This window comes from Paraburkholderia sp. OAS925, assembly GCF_040543975.1.
Lineage (GTDB): Bacteria > Pseudomonadota > Gammaproteobacteria > Burkholderiales > Burkholderiaceae > Paraburkholderia > Paraburkholderia graminis.
Map to the genome: position 1 here is coordinate 1650413 of NZ_JBEUNO010000001.1, position 20606 is coordinate 1671018.

Genomic DNA, 20606 nt, shown 5'->3' on the forward strand with positions numbered 1-20606 from the left:
CGCGACGCCCCGACTTATCGATCAATCCGGCGATGCCGGCGCGACCGACGCTCCCGCAATCCGATGTCGCGCCAGTGCTTCGGCGACGAACCCGGACGCTTTCATTTCCTCGACGAAGCTGCGCAGCGCGGCTGCGGCCGCTTCGCCGCGGCTTTTCGGCGTGCCCATCGCCTGTTGAATCACCATGAAGCGCTCGTCGAGCAGGCGCAGGCCGGAAGCGGCTCGCGCATCGGCTTCAAGTTGCTGCTTCACGCCCGCGGCGACTTCCAGCCCCTGTTCGAGGAACGTTTGCACGACCGTCGGCGACGTCGGCGCGCGAACGATTTGCGCGGCCTTCAACTCTCGCGTGAGAAAGAGATCGTAAGCGCTGCCTTTGCCGACCGCGACGCGGTTATGCGGCTGATCGACGTCCGCGTTGGTCCGCACAGGCGAGTCGTCGCGCACCAGATAGAAGCCTTCGATCAGCACATACGGCGCCGTGAATGCGATGGTCTCGCCACGCAACGGATCGACGGCGAAAAAGCCGAAGTCGGCGCGCTCTTCGCTGACGGCCTGCACCGATTTGCCCGCGGCGTCGAACACCACCAGTTCGAGTTCGACGCCGAGTTGCCTCGCGAACGCTCGCGCGAGATCGACGGAAACGCCGAACGGCTCGCCGGTTTGCGGGTCCTTGTTGGCGAGGATCGGATTGCCTAGGTTGATCGACGCGCGTAGTTTGCCGGTCGGGGTGAATGCGGAAATGACGGGTTGGGTGAGGGTCATGGTGTTGTCTCGCGGGAAGATGAGCGCCGGCGTGAAGTCGTTCGGTTTGAACTACATCAGCACAATATCGTACTGTTTGGTTTTGGGCACTGTAGTCGCTGTCGGACGAAGGTTGGCGGGTGATTGTTGGAAGAGGGTCAGGTGGGTTGACGTCTTAGGCTGAGATCGGCCACAAGGCGACTATCGTCTGCGCCTTACCACAGGCATTCAGGCGGCGCCACCACTCCAAAAGCGGTCGTTCGCTTTCGAGAACTGGCCCGAAATCATCGGCACGCTTGATGACTGGGGTAGCTGAATCGTCCGCAGGCAATGCGGCGTGTTGTTGACGGTGAGCGACATCAAGATACTCGACGCCAACTGCTTGCATCAGAAAACTCAAACTCTCACCCCGCTCGAGTTCTCGATGCAAGCGAGATAAGGCCGTTCGGAACTCAGCTGAGCTGGGTGTCTCGCCTAAGAACCGGAAGGAAGAAGGCTTTCGACAACGGTAGTTCTGCCGTCTAGTAAGCAGGCCGCCGACATGGCAGGCAGGCGCCAACGTGAGAATTTCGTCAATTCCTCAGACCAACGAAGTGCTGCCCGTTCGGCTCTCGTGAGTGCGTCCATCGCCCTGCGCGACGGCTACGATTGACCGCAACGGCGGGGCGATAATCGCGTTCGAGAGCCGCTGTAGGTCGGGGCGAGGCCTGCACATTTCAGATGATCGCGAAAACGCCGCTTCCAGCGCCTCGCAGATATCCAGCGTACGCCGATCGCCGCGAAACGGTCCGATGACCTGCAACCCGAACGGCATGCCGGCTTCGTCCTTCCCGCACGGCAAGCTTGCGGCCGGATTCGTGCACAGCGTGGTCACATAAGTCAGCGCGAGCCATCGATAGTAGTTTTCCTGCGCACGACCGCCTACGCGGCTCGCGAACATTTGCGTCCACGGGAACGGCGAAACCGGCGTGGTCGGCGCGAGTATCACGTCGTAGCGGCCGAATAGCTGCTGAAAGCGGCGCGCGATGGCCGTTTGCGCCGCGTGCGCCGAGGCCGAATCGGCGAGCGTCATCGCCGCGCCCTGCTCGTAATTGGCGCGCGTATTCGGGCCGAGCGATCCGGGATCGTTCTCATACGCCGCGCGCAGACCCGCAACGAAACTCTCGGCACGAATCACGTCGAAGGCGCGATGTGCATCAGCGAAATCCACGTCGATCGGCTCGCAAACCGCGAACATCCCGCGCATGGCCTCGAGCTTGCGGCGGAACGTGCGGCGAATATCGTCGTCGACATCGCACACGCCGAAATCTTCGGTCCAGCCCACGCGCAGGCGGCTCAAGTCGATCTCGCGCGGCGCGAGAAACGCCCCCGCATCCACCTCGTAGCTGAGCAAATCCCCGCTATCGAGGCCGGCCGTGGCCGCGAGTTGCAGGCGCGCTTCCGCCACGTTGCGCCCCATCGGCCCGACCACGGAAATGGGCGTCCAGCCCAGCAGCTTTCGTGGACTCGGCACGAGCCCCGGCGACGGCCGAAAGCCCACTACGCCACACAACGCCGCCGGAATGCGCAGTGAGCCACCCGTGTCGGAGCCGGTACACACAGGCAGCATGTCGCACGCGAGCGCCGCCGCCGAACCGCCGGACGAGCCGCCCGCGTTGCGGTTCGGATCGAACGGATTGCCCGTTGCGCCCCACACGGGGTTGCGCGTATTCGCGCCCGCGCCCAGTTCCGGCACGTTGGTCTTGCCGACGACGATCGCGCCTGCCGCCCGCAAGCGCGCTACAAGCAGATTGTCCTCGGCTGGCAAGAGATCGCGATACAGCAGCGAGCCGTGAGTGGTGAGCAAGCCCGCCGTGGCTTCGAGATCCTTGATGCCTGCGGGCAAACCATGCAGCAGACCAAGCGGCACGCCGCGCATCACAGCGTCTTCCGCCGCTTGCGCCGCGCGGCGAGCGGCGTCGAAGTCGGTGGCCGCCATGGCATTCACGTAGGGATCGAGCGCCTCGATACGCGCGATGCACGCCTCGGTGAGTTCGATCGGCGAAAGGGCCTTGCTGCCGATCATTTTGCGCAACTCGGGCGCGGGCAATTCAACGATATTCATCTTGCTAGCGATCCGAATTATCGTCGCGCGGCAGCAGGTGTGCGTAGCGTTCGATGAAACTCGCGAGTGCCGCTTCCAAGCGCGCCATTTCCGCGTCGCCCACAGGCAAACTCAGCACCACATAGCCGCGCCGGGCGATGTAAATGCCCTGCTCGATCAGATGGAAGAACAACAGGTCCTTGAACTCGTTCATCCCGGCGTCGATGTCGCGTACCGAACGCACGGGCCGCCCGGTGATCTGCACATTCATCAACGAGCCAATGCCGATAAATCGCATCGCAACGTTTGATGCCGCAAAACGCGAGTTCAGCGCTTCGCGCAATGCGTCGCCGCGCGCCGTGAGCGCACGCGCGGCCTCGGGCGTGAAGATCTGCGTGAGGCCGGTCCAGCCCGCCGCCATCGTCATCACGTTGTTGTTGAAGGTGCCCGCGTGCTGCAACGCGCCGCTCCTGCGCGGATCGAACAACGCCATGATTTCGGCACGGCCGCCGAACGCGCCGAACGACATGCCGCCGCCGATGTACTTGCCAAGCGACGTGAGATCGGGCGTGATGCCGAGTTCGGCTTGCAAGCCGCCCGGCGCAAGCCGCGAGGTCATCACTTCGTCGAACATCAACAATGCGCCATGCGCGCTCGAAAGCTCGCGCAAACCCTGCAAAAAGGCCGGTTCACCGACGATGCAACCCGACGCGCCTTGCATCGGTTCGACGAGAATCGCCGCGACTTCGTTGGCGTTTTCGTCAAGCAGACGCCGCACGCTGTCGAGATCGTTGTACTCGGCATAGAGAAACGGGTGTGGCACGTTGACAACATTCGCGCCGCGCCCGAACGTGAGCACGCCCCCGTGATAGCCGCCCACGAACACGATCACCTTGCTGCGCCGCGTGAAGGCTTTCGCGGTGGCCAGCATCATCAGGTTGGCCTCGGTGCCCGAGTTCGTGAAGCGCACCGTTTCGAGCGACGCGAAACGCTCACACACCGCTTTGGCCAGACGCGATTCGAGCAGATTGTGGCCGCTCAGATTCAGGCCGTCGTCGAGCGCCGCGTCGATAGCCGCGCGAATCTGCGGATGCGAGTGGCCGTAAATACCCGCGCTGAATTCGGCGATGAAATCGAGGTATTCGTGACCGTCCGCGTCCCACAGGCGGCAGCCCTCGCCTTTCGCCATTGCCAGTGGAAACGGCTCGTAAAACAACACCGAACGCGTGTTACCGCCGGGCATGACTTCGGTCGCGCGTTCGTAGTGCTGCGCGCTTTGCGGGTTGCGCGCGGCGAACGCGGCAGCAGCAGCGGCCAGCGCTTCGCCGACCGTCGCGGCATCGCTGCGCGCGTGGACCTGCGTTTCGGGAAGAATCGACGTCGTCATTCTGTGTATTCCTGCTTCGTTGAGCGGTGGATCTTAACTTTATTGTACGGTGAACAAGTAAATTTCGCAGCGGAGCGCGCATCAAATCGACTTTTCGCGCGCGCGGTCTTTCATCACAACCAGCGCGGGAAGCGTGAACAACGCGCTGCCCGCGAGCAGCCAACCCGCGTTCGCGCTCGCGCCCGTCGAGGCGATCGTCCACGTGGTGAGGAACGGCGAAAAGCCGCCGAGGATGGTCGCAAGCGCGCCGCCGAACGCCACGCCGGTGGAGCGCACGCGCGTCGGGAACATCTCCGCGAGCGCCGCCGGGCCCGCACCCGAATACATCGTGAACACCACGTTCATGAGCAATTGCGTCCAGAAGAACGTCATGAAACCGATGCCCGAGACAATGAACGCATAGAGCGGATACGAAAGCAGCGCGAAGAACACGCAACTCGCGAGCAGCACAGGCTTGCGGCCGATCCGGTCGGACAGCGCGCCCATGAGCGGCGCGACGATCATCACCGTGGCGAGCGAGGCCGTGCTGGTCCAGAGTGCCTGCGTGCGCGAGATATGCGCATACTTGTTCGCGAACGTGGGCATATACACCGCCACCATGTACGAACTCACGGCCCAGAAAATCACGAACGAAAACGCGTGAAACAGCGACTTCGCGAATTGCACGCCGCTCAATGTGTGAGCGCGCGCCGCCTCGCTCTCGAACGACGGCGACTCCTGCACGCGACGGCGCACGTACATACCCACCGGCCCGAGCAATGCGCCGAGAAAGAACGGAATTCGCCAACCCCACGAAGCGAGTGCGTTCGAATCGAGCGCGCTGCTAAGTATGGCCGCGACGAGCGAGCCCAGCAGCAGGCCCGCAGCGATGCTCGATTGCTGAAACGCGCCGAAGAAGCCGCGCCGGTTCGCGCCGCCCCACTCCACCAGAAACGCCGCCGCCGTGCCCCACTCGCCACCCGCCGCGAAACCCTGCACGAGACGCGCCGCCACCAGCAGCACGGGCGCCCCGATGCCGATGCTCTCGTACGTGGGCAGAAAGCCAATCGCAACAGTACTGAGCGCCATCAGGATCATGGTGGTGGCGAGCGTGATGTGGCGGCCGCGCACGTCGGCGATTCGGCCGAGCACGACACTGCCGATGGGCCGCGCGACGAAGCCCACGCCGAACACCCCGAATGAGGCCAACAACGAGGTGAATTCGTCTGTCGACGGGAAAAAGTTCTTCGCGATGATCGCCGCGAGAAAACCGTACACTCCGAAATCGAACCACTCGAGGATATAGCCGACCATACCTGCGCCGATGGCGCGCCGCTGCTCGGCTCGCAGCGTAGCGGGCGTGGTGGTATCGAAGGGAGCTGCGTGAGAGGAGCTGCTGTTCATGATCGCGTCCGGCAGAGAGACTGGAAATAGGAGTGCGTTGGCGCAGTGGCGAGCATCAGAACTTGTGGCGAATGCCCACGCGCACGGCAAGCTGTTTGTCGTTGCCCGAGATCGGCAGCGTCACGAGCACGGCGCGCGCGCCGCCGTTGGCCTTGTCGTAGTTCGCGCTCAAGTACACATCGGTACGCTTCGAAAGCAGATAGTCGAGCACCGCGTTGAATTCGTTCCACTGATACGGCGACATCTTCGAGTAACCGTAGCCGCCCGCGAGCACAAGATCCGGCCGCAGATTGCCGTGCAGGATCACGTTAAAGCTTTGCATCGTCGAGGCGTTCGCGCCCTTTTCGTAGCGCGTATTCGTGTACAAGCCCGAGAGGCCGACGATGCCGAAATCGTACGACGCGCCCAGGCCGGCCGTGCGATAGCGATCGACCACCACGGCTTGCGACGAGAACGCCACGTTCGTGCCGAGGAAGCTGCCCACACCAAGGCTGCTGCCGGGCGTGACCGTGTAGTCGTGAATGCTGGTGGTCGCCGCACCGATGCTGAACGGCCCATGCTCGTAGGTCGCGCTCAGGCTGTACGCCACGCCGTAGTTGTTCGCCGTGGCGCTGAGCGAATTGAAAGCGTATTGCGCGGAGAAACGCAGGCCGCGCACGGTCGGGCTCACGTAGGTCACGACGTTGTTGAGCCAGTTGCCGGAGATGCGGTCGTGGTCGCCCGCGTCGAACGCGTAAATTCCGGACCAGTAGCCCGAGTGGTAGCGGATCAGCGTGGTCGTCATCTGGTCGTAGGTGCGGCCGAGGGAGAATGTGCCGAAGCGGTCGCTTTGCAGCCCAATATATGCCTGACGTCCGAATTCCAGGCCGCCCTGACGCGACGCGCCCGTGTTGGGATTGAAGCCGCCTTCGAGATTGAAGATAGCCTTCAGGCCGCCGCCCAGGTCTTCCGCGCCGCGAAAACCAAAGCGGTCGCCCTGGCTGATGCTGTCGTCCATGCGATACGCGTGATGGCCGCCCTGATTCGACACGAATGTGAGCCCGTCGTCGATCACGCCGTACAACGTGACCGACGATTGCGCGTGCGCAGCGACGCTCGCCGCCATCAGGCCTATTGCGCTCCCCAACAGTTTCCGTTTCATAACGATCTCCGATACCCGTCGTGTGAATGTCGCGGCTGAACGTTGCCAGCCGCTCATCTGTCCTTCGAACATTGTTTTGTTGTTCAGTGAACAAGACAAGGTTATATGGCGATCAAAATGGAAACGCAACCAGGAAAAAAACGGAGATGCGTCTGGCGTCGCGGTGAAGAGACAGTTGTGCGGTATACAATGAAAGCTTGTCCGACCCGGCCCTACTTGACCTCACTGGCCAGGGTGGCGCACTGGGCGCTTCATCGAATAACGGATCACATGTGAAGAAAGCTATCACTGCAAAGGAAGCCGCAGCAAAAACGACGAAGACGGCGGCGAAAGCCACGGCAAACGGCACGGCCCATTCAACGACATCGCCGGCTAAAACGTCAGTCAAATCGGCGGCTAAAACGTCAGCCAAAGCATCGGCGGAAACGCCCGCGAAACGCACCAGCAGCACGACCAGAAAGAAAGCGGCACCTGCCAACAAGGCGCTTACGCGCGAGCGCATCGTCGCGGTGGCGATCGAGCAGATCGACCAGAACGGCCTCGCGGCCTTCAGCCTGCGCGAAGTGGCGCGCCAGCTCGACGTCTATCCCACCGCCGTGTATTGGCACGTGCCCAATCGCGACGCAGTGCTCGCCGCCGTGGTCGAAGCAACCATGGCAGGCGTCACACCCGAAATCGGCAAGCTCAGTTGGCAGGATTGGTTTCGCGAGTTGTTCCGCCGCTACCGCAAGTCGGTGCAGCAGCATCCGAATGTGGCGCAACTCGTGGGCGCGCAACTCGTGTCGAACGCCAGTCTGAGCCCGCTGCTAATCGACCGCATCCTCGCAGTGCTATTGCAGGCGGGCTGCGACGAAACGCGCCTCGTCGACATGTACAACGTGGCGGTCGCGAGCATGGTCGGCTTCGCCACGCTCGAATTCGCGCCGCTGCCCACCGACGATCTCGCGATCTGGACCAACCAGTTGCAGGAGAAAGTTCACGATATTCGCGCGCTCGAATACCCGACACTCGCGCGTCATCTCCCCGCGCTCGCGAATCGCGCGTTTATCGTGCGCTGGCAAAGCGGCAGCGAGGTGCCGCTCGATTCGAGCTTCGACACCTTCGTGGAAGTCACCATCGCGGGCATGGAACGCATGCTCGCGCAGTGAGTTGGGGATCGAGCCGCGTCAAACGAACGTCAGCAGACGGCGAGGATTGCGCGTAAGCAGCGTGTCGATTTCGTCCTGTGTGAAGCCGCGCCGCAGCATGCGCGGCACGATATTGGCGAAAATGTGCTGATAGCCGTGGCCGCCGTAACGACCCAGGCGCGTGCGCGTGCAGATGTCATGGCTGATCAGCACGCGCTCCGCGTGACCATGGTCGAACAGCGAGCGCACCATGCGCAGGCGCGCGCCGTCGTTGGGCATGTCGATGTCGGACATCGGATACGCGCTCTGCTCCCAGCCGAAGAGGTCGAATTCGATCACGCAGCCCGAGTCAGCGAGACGCAGCAGACGCTCGTCGTCGAAAATCGTGCGGTCGATATGGCTGATGATCACGCGCTCCAGCGGAAAGCCCAAACGCCGGATCGTATCGACGAGCTCCTGCGGCTGATCGGCGTGACGCCCCGGATGAAGGTTGAGCGCCGCGCCGGTTTCCTGCTGCGCGAGCAGCGCGCCATGCACAACGCGCTTTTCCTGATCCGTCCACGGCGACTGGCAGCCTATCTCGCCGATCATGCCCGCGCGCACCGCCGTGCCCCACGCGCCTTCCGTGATCTGCCCGATCATCTCGCGCGCGAAGTCGTCGACGCTGCGCTGCGCGTTTGCCGGGTCCTGATACTCGTGCACGTAATGGCCGCAACCCATCACCACCTGCACGCCCGTTTCGCACGCAATCTGCGCGAGTCCTTCGGGATCGGGCTTTAGCCCGCCCGTAGTCAAATCGACAATGGCAGCGCCGCCCGCCGCGCGCAATTCCGCCAGTTCCTCGATCGCCACGTCCTTCTGGTCGAGCCGATAGTTCTTCAGCGAGGGCACCTGCCCATAGTTGATCTTCCAGCAATTGCAAATGTCGATGTCGGTCTGATCGTGATCCGCGTCTTCGGCAAGGCGCGGCGGCACGAGGTCGATCAGCAGATGCTCGTGCATCAGCGTGGGACCGAGCTCGTCGGGCTCGATCAGACCGAGCACGGTCTGAATGCGACCCTTGCGTGAAAGAGGTTCGTTCATGTTGCGGCGTCCATTAGAGCGGCGGAAGCGGCGAGCGTGAACTGTTACAGGCTCACGTTATCCCCAGGTTGATGCGTCCGCCAAGCGGGAATAGATTTCATTGTACGATGAACAACAAAAAACTGTTCTTCGGCCAAAAAAATCACCGAAGCAACTTTTCCCGGAGACGACACCCATGAGCAAACCGAAAGTCATCGTGACCATCGCGCCAACGGGCGGCATGGCGAGCAAAAAGCAGAATCCGCACTTGCCCACGCAACCCGACGAAATCGCGCGCGACGTGTACGACTGCTTCAACGCGGGCGCGAGCGTCGTGGCGATCCACGCGCGCCGGCCCGACGACGGCGCGACCTGCGATCCCGCGATCTATCGCGACATCAACGCCCGCATTCGCGCGCAATGCGACATCGTCATCAACAACTCGACGGGTGGCGGCGTGCACGGCGACATGATCGCGCAGGCGCCCAACGGCTATTGGGAGATTCTCTGGGAGGAGCGGCTGAAGGGACTCGAAGCGGGCGCAGAAATGTGCACGCTCGACGCGACCACCATCATTGCGAGTTTCGATGACAAGGAACTGCTCATGCATACATCGCCGCAGCGCTCGAAGCAGCTCGCGGCAGAAATGAAAAAGCGCGGCATCAAACCCGAGTGGGAAGTTTTCAGCCCGACGCATATCGCGCAGGACGTGGCGACGCTCACGGCCGCCGGTTTCGACACAGAACCGTTCTTCGTCAACATCGTGCTGGGCGCGCATCGTGGCTTTCAGAACGCCATGCCGTATACGCCGCGCGTCTTGCAGTCGATGGTGGATCTACTGCCGAAAGGCAGTATCTTTTGCGTGAGTGGCATTGGCCCGGCGCAACTGCCTTCGGCGATGAATTCGCTCCTGCTTGGCGGCCACGTGCGCGTGGGTCTCGAAGACAATCTGTACTACGGTCCCGGCGAACTCGCCACGAACGTGCAACTCACCGAGCGCATCGTGCGGCTCGTACGCGAGATGGGTTACGAGCCGGCCACGCCGGCGGAGGCTCGCGACATCATCGGCTTGAGACCAGGCTCTCATTTGCATCTCTGATCGCAAATGTCGGCCTAGGCGCCTTAGATATAGATCCGGAAAATTCACAGGGAACCCGATTTATCGGTGCTCAGTCCGCTCATCGCTCCGACTAATGGTCCGTCCGGTTTGTGTGGAGATCTAACTCCGCCTTTCTCTCCCTTGACACCGTCGATCACGAGATGTCGTTCGGTAAGCGCCATTCGTATTCGCTCAGACAGGGGCATTCGGACGTCTGCTTCGCTCTAATATAAGACGTTCGGCTGTAACGATGTGACTGGCCGCAAAGGGTCGACGGACTAAACCGCTCGCGCGGTAGGGGCTACGGGCTGACGCTGGAGGTGAGGGAGAGGCCGGTCACGCGGCTTTATGTTGGCGAATGAGGCAATCCGCCTCGTTCTTCAGCAGGAGCCGAATCATGACCTCCTTACCAGCAAACGTCAGCCCATTGCGCCAGCGCATGATCGACGACATGCACATGCGCCAGCTTGCCCCCAAGACGCAGGACATCTATCTGCACATCGTGCGTGAGTTCACCCGGTTTCTCGGGCGCTCGCCAGACACAGCCACCGTCGAGGACCTGCGCCGCTACCAGCTCTATCTGGTCGACCACGGCACATCAGCCGTGTCGCTGAATCACGCGATCACCGGACTGAAGTTCTTCTTTACGGTGACGCTCGACCGGCCCGAACTGATGGTCAGGATGCGACCCGTGCGCGTGCCCCGCGTATTGCCCGTCGTGCTCAGCCCCGACGAAGTGCGGCGGCTTATCGAGGCCGCCGGCAACCTGAAGCACCAGACCGCGTTGTCGGTCGCGTACGGCGCGGGGCTACGCGCCAGCGAAGTGGTCGCGCTGAAGGTCGCCGACGTCGACAGCGAACGCATGACACTGCGTATCGAGCAGGGCAAGGGCCGTCGTGACCGCTACGCCATGCTCTCGCCGGTGCTGCTCGAGCGTCTGCGTGTGTGGTGGCGCGTGGCCCGTGCGCAGGGCAAGATGCCCGATGGTGGGTGGCTGTTTCCCGGGCTCGATCCGCTCGATCAGTTGAGCACGCGGCAACTGAACCGCGCCATTCATGCCGCCGCCGAGGCTGCGCACATCGACAAACGTGTATCCATGCACACGCTGAGGCACAGCTTCGCGACACACCTCCTTGAACAGAAGGTAGACATCCGCGTGATCCAGGTGCTGCTCGGCCATGCCAAGCTCGAGAACACCGCGCTCTACGTCCAGGTGGCCACCGACCTGCTGCGCGAGGTCACCAGTCCGCTGGACCGTCTGCCCACCGAGTCGGCTCCTGGGCTTTAGCGCCTCATGCTGGAGGTTGCGGACATCTTCGGCAGCCACGGGCCAGCATGGCGGGCTACAACGCACCTGAGCCTGGGGCAGCTGAAGGTTATGTCGGCCATCGAACGGTGCCGCACGGCGGCACTGGGCGGGCATGTGCTGCGCTGTTCAGGCTGCGCAAGGACAGAGGTGTCCTTCAACTCGTGCCGCAACCGGCATTGCCCGAAGTGCCAGGCCAGCGCCGCACACCGCTGGCTGGAGGCACGTCAGGCCGATCTGCTACCCGTCGAATACTTCCACGTCGTCTTCACGCTTCCCGCGCCCGTCAGTGCGATCGCCTGGTACAACAAACGGATCATCTACGGCCTGCTGCTCGACATCGCCGCCGACACCCTGCGCACGATCGCCGCCGATCCCCGGCATCTCGGCGCGCAGATCGGGGCCACGCTCGTCCTGCACACCTGGGGCTCGGCACTCACGCATCATCCCCACGTGCACGGCATCGTACCCGGCGGCGGACTCTCTCCCGATGGCGAGCGCTGGATTGCGTGCCGGCCCGGCTTCTTCCTGCCGGTGCGCGTGCTCTCACGCCTGTTTCGCCGGCGCTTCCTCGAAGCGCTCGAAGCGGCACACCGGCATGGCCAGCTACAGTTCTTCGGTGAGTACGCCGGGCTCGCTGATCCCGCCACCTTTGCGCGGTGGCTTGCGCCAATGCATAAATGCGAATGGGTGGTCTACGCCAAGCACCCATTCGCCGGACCGAAGGCGGTACTTGAATACCTCTCACGCTACACGCACCGCGTCGCGATCTCCAACCAGCGCCTGGTCGCCTTCGATGAGCGTGGCGTGACGTTCCGCTGGAAGGACTACCGTGCGAAGGGACGCACCCGCTACAAGACCATGACGCTGGAGGCCAGCGAATTCATGCGCCGTTTCCTGCTCCATGTGCTGCCCGGTGGATTCCACCGGATCCGTCACTACGGACTGCTTGCGAACCCGGTGCGCTGCGCCAGGCTCGCGAGGATACGCGATCTGCTGCACGTCGTACCCGAAATCCGCCCGCCAACGGACGACGCCATCATCGAAGTCCGGCCCGTCTTCACCTGCCGGCACTGCGGCGCGCCGATGATCGTCACCGATATCCTCGCGCGCAGCGCCCCGATCCGCGCACCGCCGATGCGCCGGGATCAGACATGAACTACACGGGTCCTCGATATCCGAACCGACCGTCGGCTTTGCGGCAACGCAGCCCACGAGAGGACGTTTGCGTGTGTCGCTTCGCAAAGCGCTTCGCCCACCCACTTCATCACCGTGAATGCACGACTGCACCGCTTCGCTCCGGCGTTAGCGACGCTCCGGCACCCCGCCTGAGCGTGCCGCATCCTGCACCACAAAGCATAGCGGCCTATCAATCGCCATAGCCACGAAGCCTCCAGCCGCACCGGCGCACCCCGCGGTTTCCTCCATCGGGTTTATTCGACGCCTGCCGACACGGGCGGATGCATGCACATTCCTGCGGCCGATGGCAGGCATCGAATAAACCTTAACGATATGCGTCCGCCGCCAGCACAGACATCGTATGACGCCTCGCCTCCTACCGCCACACGACCATCCGTCTGCGAACCCCCGGCATCCCTCCACCCCAACCACCGCCACCGCCACCACCCCCGCCGCGCCCCGCGCCCCGAGCCCCGCCACAATTCCATGGCATCATCGTATCCGCCTCTATTCCACGCTCAGGAGCGTAGCCATGACGACTTATATTGTCTTCACGAGGGAAAGCACGCAGGCTCAGGACGAGCTCGACATCTACCAAAGCAAGGTGGGCGAGACCTTCAAAGGTCATCCCGTGAAGATTCTCGCCGCATACGGACCTCAGCAGGTCCTCGAGGGTGACGCGCCGGAGGGCGTCGTGATTGTCGAGTTTCCGTCGACTGAGACCGCGCGTGCGTGGTACGACAGCCCTGCGTATCAGGAAGTCGCACAGCATCGATTCAAGGGCGCCAAGTATCGCGCCGTTCTAGTGGAAGGCGTGTAAGAAAGGGCGGCGACGCGCGGGGTCGTGGACCTCAGCGGGCGATCACCACAATCGCGGCCTCACGTTGGCTGCGATAGTTCGACGCTCGCTCCTCGCTCCTGTTTCTTTTCATTCGTCCGATGCGCGACGGCGCGCGTCGCGCGCACCTTCGGCTGCCGGTCGCGTAGCAACAGCGGCATCAAACGCCGATTCGCGGTCTGCGCCGCCCATTCGCAGTACGCGGCGCCGCCGAGCACCCAGCCTTCGAGGGTCGACTGCATCAGGTTATCGACGTCGTGATCGTCAAGACGCTGCGCGGCCAGATTGCGGTAAGCCTCGTGGCGCTCGATCGGCGTATCGCCGAGCGCCCGGTAGACCGGATGCTCCTTGATGAACCTGTCGATGCGCAGCCCGACGTGGTGCGCATAGCTCGACCACGGGTATTGTCCTGGCTCAGCCGCAAGGCGGTTGCGCACCGGCGCATGATCGATGACGTGGCTCGCGAGCAGAAAGTATCGCTCGGGCTCGATCACTGTCGCCGAGTACCCGCCACGCCAGATCATGCCGCGGCGTCCGTGGCGTCGGTTGAAGGTCTCGGCATAGCGGCGGCTGACCGCTTGCATCGCCATCGCCAGGCTCGACTCATAGGAAGGCGTGACGAGCAGCTGTACCGCGTCGGGCATCAGGACCCACGCGTGGACGGCCAGACCGGCGACGCGCGCTGCGTCTGCGAGGCAGGCGATGAAGTACAGATAGTCGCCTTCATCCAAAAACGCGTGCCCCGTGAACCCCTGCAAGATAACGTGCTGCGGTTGTTCTGGGACGTAGTGCCGTGCAAGCCGTGTCATGCTGAATTAACCGGAAATCCGATGTGAAAAAGCGATCCGACCGGAGTCGAACGTGTGGCGGTGTGTAACTGCCTATAGGACGAAATTCTATCGGCGGTGTGCGCGCGTTACGTGGCGAACAGGCCTTTTTTCCGGCCTCTTTTCATTGATTTGCCGATCGCAGCCGGTGTCCCTTTTGTGCCACCGCGGAAGAGCGGCGCCGCGTTTCACACCGCTTGACGCTCCGGTGTTTGGACCCGAAGGCGCGCAGCGCGATGAAGCGCAAAACATAATGTCGTTATGCTGCTAACCGACGTCGCATTCGCGATATGCCGGCGAGGCGGCGGACCGCTACATTCGGAACTCGAAAGCCCCAACGTCGCTAAACGGTGCCGCGCAGGACGAACGAGACTCAGCACGAATGAAACAGGCACCGGAACCGGCTGTGTGTCAACCAACGGGCACGTCCTCTTTAACGGACTTGCTACCGCTCGCCGATTGCGGAGAAAGGGCCGCGCCCCTCGCTGCCGCTGTCGAGTCACGCGAGCCGGCCTTTGGAAGCTTGCGCTCCACCGCGGTCCTGCTTCTCGGCTACGCGATTCTCATCACCGGCAACGGCCTGCTGGGCACGCTCATCTCGCTGCGCCTCTCGCAGCAGCAGGCGCCGTCGATCGTGATGGGCGTGGTGCAGTCGGCGTATTACGTCGGCTTCCTGTTCGGCGCGCTGTACGGTGGCGCGCTCATCGCGCGGGTCGGTCATCACCGCGCATTCGTGACATTGGCTGCGTCGTCGGCATGCTGCGCGCTCGGCTATGCGGTGTGGAGCGCGGCCTCGATGTGGGTGGCCTTGCGCTTCGTAACGGGCTTCTGTCTCGTCGGCATCTTTACGATCGTCGAAAGCTGGTTGCATCAGGTCGCGACGAACGCTCAACGCGGCCGCGTATTTTCGGCTTATCTGATCACCAATTATCTCGGCGTCGGCACCGGACAGTTCCTGATCGGACTCGCGGACCCCGGCGGCTTCGAACTCTTCAGCGCGGTCGCCGCGTTGTTCGCGGCGTCCCTGATTCCCGTCGCGCTGGCAGGCACCGCGCCCGCACCCGGCCACGCGCTCGAGGCGGCCGCTGCGTCCTGCGGCTCTCGCCTCGCGCGCGGACTGTCGGGGCTGCAGACCATCTACCGTTGGGCGCCGCTCGGCGTGCTCGCGTGCCTGTCGGCGGGTGTGCTCAATAGCGCGTTCTATACGATGCAGCCGGTGTTCATGCGGCGCCTCGGCTATCCGGTGCCGGAGGTGTCGCATTTCATGGGCTTCGCGCTGCTGGCCGCGCTGGTGCCGCAATGGCCCGTCGCACGGCTCGCCGACCGCTTCGATCGGCGCAAGGTGTTGTTGTGTCTCGCGGTCATCGCCGGATTGCTGAGCGTGCTGTTGTTTCTGCTGCGCGACGGCGCTCTGGTCCGGGCCTTCGGCTACCTCTATGTCGCGGTGGCTTTTTCCATGTACGGCGTCGTGACCTCGTATGTGAACGACTGCATTCCCGCCGATCAGCGCATCGCCGTGAGCGCCGGCCTTCTGCTGATCTTCTCCGTCGGCGCGAGCGCCGGCCCGACTCTCGCTTCCGCGACGATGGCGCTCGCGGGTCCGGCGGGGCTTTATCTGTTCACCGCGCTCGTCACAGGCGCGCTTGCCACGTTCACGCTGCGCAGCGTCTGGCGCCAGCAGGGAAGGTAACGCAAAGCCGCGCCTGGTCATGGGCGACCTCGCCAACCATGCGCTTAGTTGCCCGCCGATTTGCCCGCCGCCAGCGCCTCTTCTCGCTTCTTCCTGATTCAGTCACCGCACCGACCTGTCGCTTAAAGGACGGGGATAACCCTTAGCGATGCATAGCCCGTTCCCCGTGCCGCAAGGGAAACGCACCACGGCTCAATCGCGATGTCGCTTCCGTGACAAACGACGTCGAATGCAGATGAAGGGTTCCGGGTTTTGTCCGGATATCTTTGCCCGGTGGCGAAGCACACGGACACGCAACAGCGGAACGGAGACAACGTGGATACCCTTGCTTTCATGATCGACAACCTTGCGTCGATCATCAGGCTCACCGTTGAGCACATCGAGATCGTCGGGGTGGGCGTCGGTTTTGCCATCCTCACCGGCGTGCCGCTCGGCATCGCGATCACGGCCAATGAGCGCGCCGCGAGAGTGGTGTTGTACCTCGCGGCGATCCTGATGACTATTCCGTCAGTCGCGCTATTCGGTCTGATGATTCCGGTCCTGTCGTTGATCGGCCAGGGCATCGGCTTTCTGCCGACGGTCATCGCGCTCTTCCTTTATTCGCAACTGCCGATCGTGCGCAACACGTACACGGCGATCACTAACATCGATCCGGCGCTGCGCGAAGCGGCGCGCGGCATCGGCATGACCACGCGCCAGCGTCTGTGGAAAGTCGAGATCCCGATTGCGCTGCCCATCATCATGGCGGGCGTGCGCATGGCCGTGGTGATCAATGTGGGCATTGCCGCCGTCGCCGCCTATATCGGCGCGGGCGGCCTCGGCAAGCTGATCAGTCGCGGCATCTCGCAGTCGGACCCGCGTCAGCTGATTGCCGGCGCGATTCTCGTGAGCGTTCTGGCGATCGCCGCCGACTATGGCCTCGGCTGGGTGCAGCGCCTGTTGACGCCGAAGGGCCTTCGCAGCCCGTCGCGTACCGGCAGGCTTGCAGTGCGTCTCGGCGCGTGGGCGTCGTTCCGTAAATCTCCTCATCACGCGCAATAACCATGATCAAGCTCTCCAGCATCTCGAAGCGCTATGAAGGCGCCAGCGCCCCGGTGGTCGACGGCATCGACATGGAAGTCGGCGCGGGTGAAATCTGCGTTTTGCTCGGCCCGTCGGGCTGCGGCAAGACGACCACGCTGAAAATGATCAACCGTCTGATCCAGCCGACGTCGGGAAAGATTTTCATCGACGGCCGCGATACGGACGAGTTCGAAGTCGTCGAATTGCGCCGTCAGATCGGCTATGTGATCCAGCAGATCGGGCTCTTTCCCAACATGACGGTCGAGGAAAACATCAGCGTGGTGCCGCGTCTGCTCGGCTGGGACAAGACGAAAGCGAAGCGCCGCGCGGCCGAATTGCTGGAGATCGTCGCACTCGATCCGTCGATCTATTTGTCGCGCTATCCGAAGGATCTGTCCGGCGGGCAGCAGCAGCGCGTCGGCGTCGCGCGCGCACTGGCAACCGATCCGCCCGTCATGCTGATGGACGAACCGTTCGGCGCGATCGACCCGATCAATCGGGAGCTGATCCAGGACGAGTTTCTGCGCATCCAGCAGCAGGTCAAGAAGACGATCATGTTCGTGAGCCACGACATCGACGAAGCCGTGAAGATGGCCGACCGCATCGCGATCTTTCGCGCAGGCCGGCTCGAACAGTTCGATACGCCGGACACGATTCTCGCGAGGCCCGCTAGTCCGTTCGTCGCCGGCTTCGTCGGCGCGGACCGGGCATTGAAGCGGCTGCGCCTCGTGCGTGCAAAAGACGCTTTGTCGGCCTGCGAGTGCGCCGCGCGGGTAGGCGACAGCAGCGTTCGAGCGCGGGCGCTGCTCGAGCGGCACGGCGTCGAGCAGATCGTCTTGCTCGATGCCGCGGGCAAGCCGCAAGGGTATTTCGGCGCGGCGGAACTCGCGGCAATAGACGGCACGCTGACGGCGGCGCATGCCAGGCCCATGCGCGGCGTGGCGCGCGATTGCGACGATCTGCGCAGCGTGATTTCGTCGATGTTCGCGCTCGGACAAGCATGGCTGCCCACCGTCGACGACGAGGGCCGCTTCGTCGGCTACGTGAACCAGGCGCACATCGTCGACATGTTGCGTTTGCCCGCGGAGGTCTGTGCATGAAAAACATGAGAACACTGCTTTCACGTTGCGCCGTCCTCTTTGCGTGCGCTGCGCCGCTGCAGGCCCGCGCGGACAACTGGCACAACTGGCTCGCGTCGATCGCGCAATATCGCAGCGATATCGTCTACCAGTCCATCGCGCAGATGACGATGGTCGCCATCGCGGGCAGCCTCGCGATCGTCGTCGCGGTGCCGCTCGGCATCTATCTGAGCCGCGAGTCGGGCAAACAGGCTCGCGTCGCTCAGGCACTCATGCAGACGCTCAACATGGGGCAGGCCGTGCCGAAACTCGCGCTGCTCGCGCTCGCCATGAGCGTGCTCGGCATTGGACGATGGCCGTCCATCTTCGCGCTGTGGGTGGCGACCTTGCTGCCCATCGTGCTCAACACGCTCGAAGGTCTGCGCGCGGTTCCGCGTGCGCTGATCGAAGCGGCCACCGGCATGGGCATGACGCCTGCGCAGGTTCTATGGCAGGTGGAATTGCCCAATGCGCTGTACGTGATCTTCGCGGGCATTCGCACCGCGCTCGCCATTACGGTCGGCACCGCGCCGCTCGCGTTTCTCGTCGGCGGCGGCGGGCTCGGTGAGCTGATCTTTACCGGCATCGACATGAACGACTTTTCGATGCTGCTGGCGGGCGCTATTCCAACCGCGGTCCTCGCGGTTCTCACAGACGTGCTCGTCGGACAGATGCAGGTGCATCTCGTGTCGCGAGGCGTCGCTTCCCAACGCTAGTTCCATCCACGCATACGCGTTTTCCGAGGAATTCATGAAGACTACTTTTTTCAAGCGGGCCTGCGCGCTCGTCGCTCTCTCTTTTGCGTCCTCGTGGGCCATCAGTTGCGCGGCGGCCAGCGTGGTGGTCGGCGGCAAGAACTTCACCGAGCAGCAACTGCTCGCCGAAATGACCACGGAGCTACTGCAGGCAAAAGGCTTCACCGTCACGAAGAAGGACGGCCTGGGCAGTGCGGTGCTGCGCTCGGCGCAAGAGAATGGACAGGTCGACATGTACTGGGAATACACGGGCACGTCGCTCATTACGTACAACAAGATCAATGACCGCCTGTCGCCGGAAGACACCTACAGGAAGGTCAAGGAACTCGATGCAGGCAAGGGCCTGGTATGGCTCGACCCTTCGCGTGCGAACAACACGTACTCGTTCGCGATGAATCAGGACGAAGCGAAGAAGCTGGGCATCGCGACCCTGAGCGATCTTGCCAAGGCGATTAAAGCAGGCAAGACGCTGACCTTCGCGTCCAATTCGGAGTTCTATGCGCGCCCCGACGGGTTGCGTCCGCTGCAAAAGCTGTACGGCTTCGAATTTTCGCAGGACGAGGTCAAGCGGATGGACTCCGGCCTCACGTATCAGGCGCTGAAGGATCGTCAGGTGGATATCGCGCTCGTCTTCGCGACCGATGGCCGCGTGCCCGCCTTCAACTTCGTCATTCTGAAGGACGACAAAGGCTTCTTTCCCTCTTATGCGCTCACGCCGGTGATCCGCAAGGCGACGCTCGACGCCAATCCGAAGCTCGGGCCGATCCTCAACTCGCTGTCCGCAAAACTCGACGCACCGACGATGGCGCGTCTGAACGCATCCGTCGACGTGCAGAAGAAATCGTTCAGCGAGGTCTCGCATGATTTCCTGAAGCAAGCCGGTCTGCTGTAACGCACGCGACCCGATCAGATCAGAGAGACGAGAACATGCCTTCGCCTTCCCCCGAAGCGCCGCGAGACGGCGCGCTAAAAGTCGCGGCCGCGCAGATCGACAGTTCGTATGGCGATCTCGACACCAACCTCCGCAAGCATCTGAGCATGATCGACGAAGCGCGCCGGCGCGGCGTCGCGATGCTGCTCTTTCCGGAATTGTCCCTATGCGGGCATAGCGCGGGCAAGGACGCGCTGCAGCTTGCAATGCGTGTCGATCACCCGGCCATTGCGGCGCTTGCGCAAGCGAGCGTTGGTCTGCATACGTCGTTTGGTTTTATCGAAGAAGCGCCTGGTGGCCAGTTCTACAACAGCCAGGCGAGCGTGACGGAAGGCGCAATCGTGCACGTGCATCGCAAGATTCAACTGGCGACCTACGGCAAGCTGCGCGATGGCCTTTATTACGCGCCGGGAGCGGATCTCGGCGCGTTCGGCATCGACCGCGACTGGCGCGTCGCCACGCCGATCTGCAACGACCTGTGGAACCCCGCGCTCGTTCACGACCTGATGTGCGACGGCGTCACGCTGCTCGCCGCGCCGATCAGTTCCGCGCGCGAAGCGGTGGGCGGCGGCTTCGACAATCCGTCCGCGTGGGAACTGAATCTGCGCTTCTATGCGGTCACGTATGGGGTCGCCGTGGTCATGGCGAATCGCATCGGCACCGAAGGCATGCTGCGTTTCTGGGGCGGCTCGCGCATTCTCGATCCGTTCGGCAACACAGTCGCGATGGGCTCGACGACCGACGAAGAACTGGTGGTCGGCGAACTCGACTATGCGGCGCTGCGCGAAGCGCGCTTTCTGCTGCCGACCGTGCGCGATGCACGCGTCTATGCGGCGCGGGGCATCCGCGCGGCTCATTCACCTGTCAATACCTGAAG

The 20606-nt window shown here is 63.0% G+C and carries 19 protein-coding genes; 11 read left to right on the forward strand and 8 right to left on the reverse strand.

Going from position 1 to position 20606, the window contains the following annotated elements; all coding sequences use genetic code 11:
- Positions 1-21 precede the first annotated feature (21 nt).
- The 6 genes from ABIE53_RS07210 to ABIE53_RS07235 all read right to left on the reverse strand — a co-directional run bounded on the left by ABIE53_RS07210 (position 22) and on the right by ABIE53_RS07235 (position 6735).
- On the reverse strand, positions 22-762 hold the full coding sequence (locus tag ABIE53_RS07210) for an ABC transporter substrate-binding protein (RefSeq protein WP_107710218.1): 741 nt from the start codon (positions 760-762) through the stop codon (positions 22-24).
- A 207-nt stretch (positions 763-969) separates the two neighbouring features.
- Entirely contained in the window at positions 970-1101 is a 132-nt protein-coding gene (locus tag ABIE53_RS07215) for a hypothetical protein (protein ID WP_310075703.1), read from the reverse strand.
- Positions 1102-1321: 220 nt separating this feature from the next.
- The gene (locus ABIE53_RS07220) at positions 1322-2845 is read right to left on the reverse strand and encodes an amidase (protein WP_192700167.1); all 1524 of its coding nucleotides are present in this window, start codon (positions 2843-2845) and stop codon (positions 1322-1324) included.
- Between the two features lie 4 nt (positions 2846-2849).
- Entirely contained in the window at positions 2850-4211 is a 1362-nt protein-coding gene (locus tag ABIE53_RS07225) for an aspartate aminotransferase family protein (protein ID WP_006050635.1), read from the reverse strand.
- An 81-nt stretch (positions 4212-4292) separates the two neighbouring features.
- Positions 4293-5594, reverse strand: a complete 1302-nt coding sequence (locus tag ABIE53_RS07230) for an MFS transporter (protein ID WP_006050636.1) — start codon at positions 5592-5594, stop codon at positions 4293-4295.
- Positions 5595-5649: 55 nt separating this feature from the next.
- Entirely contained in the window at positions 5650-6735 is a 1086-nt protein-coding gene (locus tag ABIE53_RS07235) for a porin (RefSeq protein WP_192700168.1), read from the reverse strand.
- A gap of 272 nt (positions 6736-7007) precedes the next feature.
- On the opposite strand from ABIE53_RS07235, the gene ABIE53_RS07240 reads away from it, so the two are divergent.
- The gene (locus ABIE53_RS07240) at positions 7008-7883 is read left to right on the forward strand and encodes a TetR/AcrR family transcriptional regulator (protein WP_192700169.1); all 876 of its coding nucleotides are present in this window, start codon (positions 7008-7010) and stop codon (positions 7881-7883) included.
- A gap of 18 nt (positions 7884-7901) precedes the next feature.
- Here the strand turns inward: ABIE53_RS07240 and ABIE53_RS07245 are convergent, their stop codons facing one another.
- Complete coding sequence (locus ABIE53_RS07245) at positions 7902-8945, reverse strand: phosphotriesterase family protein (RefSeq protein ID WP_192700170.1); 1044 nt, start codon at positions 8943-8945, stop codon at positions 7902-7904.
- Positions 8946-9120: 175 nt separating this feature from the next.
- Here ABIE53_RS07245 and ABIE53_RS07250 point away from each other — a divergent pair, with 175 nt between their 5' ends.
- The 4 genes from ABIE53_RS07250 to ABIE53_RS07265 all read left to right on the forward strand — a co-directional run bounded on the left by ABIE53_RS07250 (position 9121) and on the right by ABIE53_RS07265 (position 13328).
- Positions 9121-10023, forward strand: coding sequence for a beta-keto acid cleavage family enzyme (locus tag ABIE53_RS07250; protein ID WP_192700171.1), 903 nt, complete (start codon positions 9121-9123; stop codon positions 10021-10023).
- Between the two features lie 397 nt (positions 10024-10420).
- Positions 10421-11311: a site-specific integrase gene (locus ABIE53_RS07255; RefSeq protein WP_192700172.1), complete on the forward strand. Its 891-nt coding sequence runs from the start codon at positions 10421-10423 to the stop codon at positions 11309-11311.
- Between the two features lie 6 nt (positions 11312-11317).
- Positions 11318-12487 carry an IS91 family transposase gene (locus tag ABIE53_RS07260; protein WP_192700173.1) on the forward strand — a complete coding sequence of 390 codons (1170 nt, stop codon included), beginning with the start codon at positions 11318-11320 and terminating at the stop codon, positions 12485-12487.
- 553 nt (positions 12488-13040) lie between these two features.
- Complete coding sequence (locus tag ABIE53_RS07265) at positions 13041-13328, forward strand: DUF1330 domain-containing protein (RefSeq protein WP_107710216.1); 288 nt, start codon at positions 13041-13043, stop codon at positions 13326-13328.
- A 59-nt stretch (positions 13329-13387) separates the two neighbouring features.
- On the opposite strand, the gene ABIE53_RS07270 is transcribed toward ABIE53_RS07265, so the two are convergent.
- A complete protein-coding gene (locus ABIE53_RS07270; RefSeq protein ID WP_107710214.1) occupies positions 13388-14155 on the reverse strand; it encodes a transposase in 768 nt (255 codons plus the stop codon).
- 541 nt (positions 14156-14696) lie between these two features.
- Here ABIE53_RS07270 and ABIE53_RS07275 point away from each other — a divergent pair.
- The 6 genes from ABIE53_RS07275 (at position 14697) to ABIE53_RS07300 (ending at position 20604) form a co-directional block, all read left to right on the forward strand.
- The gene (locus ABIE53_RS07275; protein WP_244230973.1) at positions 14697-15863 is read left to right on the forward strand and encodes an MFS transporter; all 1167 of its coding nucleotides are present in this window, start codon (positions 14697-14699) and stop codon (positions 15861-15863) included.
- Between the two features lie 315 nt (positions 15864-16178).
- Positions 16179-16904: an ABC transporter permease gene (locus ABIE53_RS07280; RefSeq protein WP_029969901.1), complete on the forward strand. Its 726-nt coding sequence runs from the start codon at positions 16179-16181 to the stop codon at positions 16902-16904.
- A 2-nt stretch (positions 16905-16906) separates the two neighbouring features.
- Positions 16907-18025, forward strand: a complete 1119-nt coding sequence (locus ABIE53_RS07285) for an ABC transporter ATP-binding protein (RefSeq protein WP_006048304.1) — start codon at positions 16907-16909, stop codon at positions 18023-18025.
- Positions 18022-18759: an ABC transporter permease gene (locus ABIE53_RS07290; protein WP_006048303.1), complete on the forward strand. Its 738-nt coding sequence runs from the start codon at positions 18022-18024 to the stop codon at positions 18757-18759. The genes ABIE53_RS07285 and ABIE53_RS07290 overlap by 4 nt, the downstream gene beginning before the upstream one ends.
- Positions 18760-18793: 34 nt before the next feature.
- Positions 18794-19690 (forward strand): glycine betaine ABC transporter substrate-binding protein, encoded by an 897-nt coding sequence (locus ABIE53_RS07295; RefSeq protein ID WP_107710212.1) that lies wholly within the window; start codon positions 18794-18796, stop codon positions 19688-19690.
- 35 nt (positions 19691-19725) lie between these two features.
- Entirely contained in the window at positions 19726-20604 is an 879-nt protein-coding gene (locus ABIE53_RS07300) for a nitrilase-related carbon-nitrogen hydrolase (protein WP_107710210.1), read from the forward strand.
- The last annotated feature ends 2 nt before the right edge of the window (positions 20605-20606 follow it).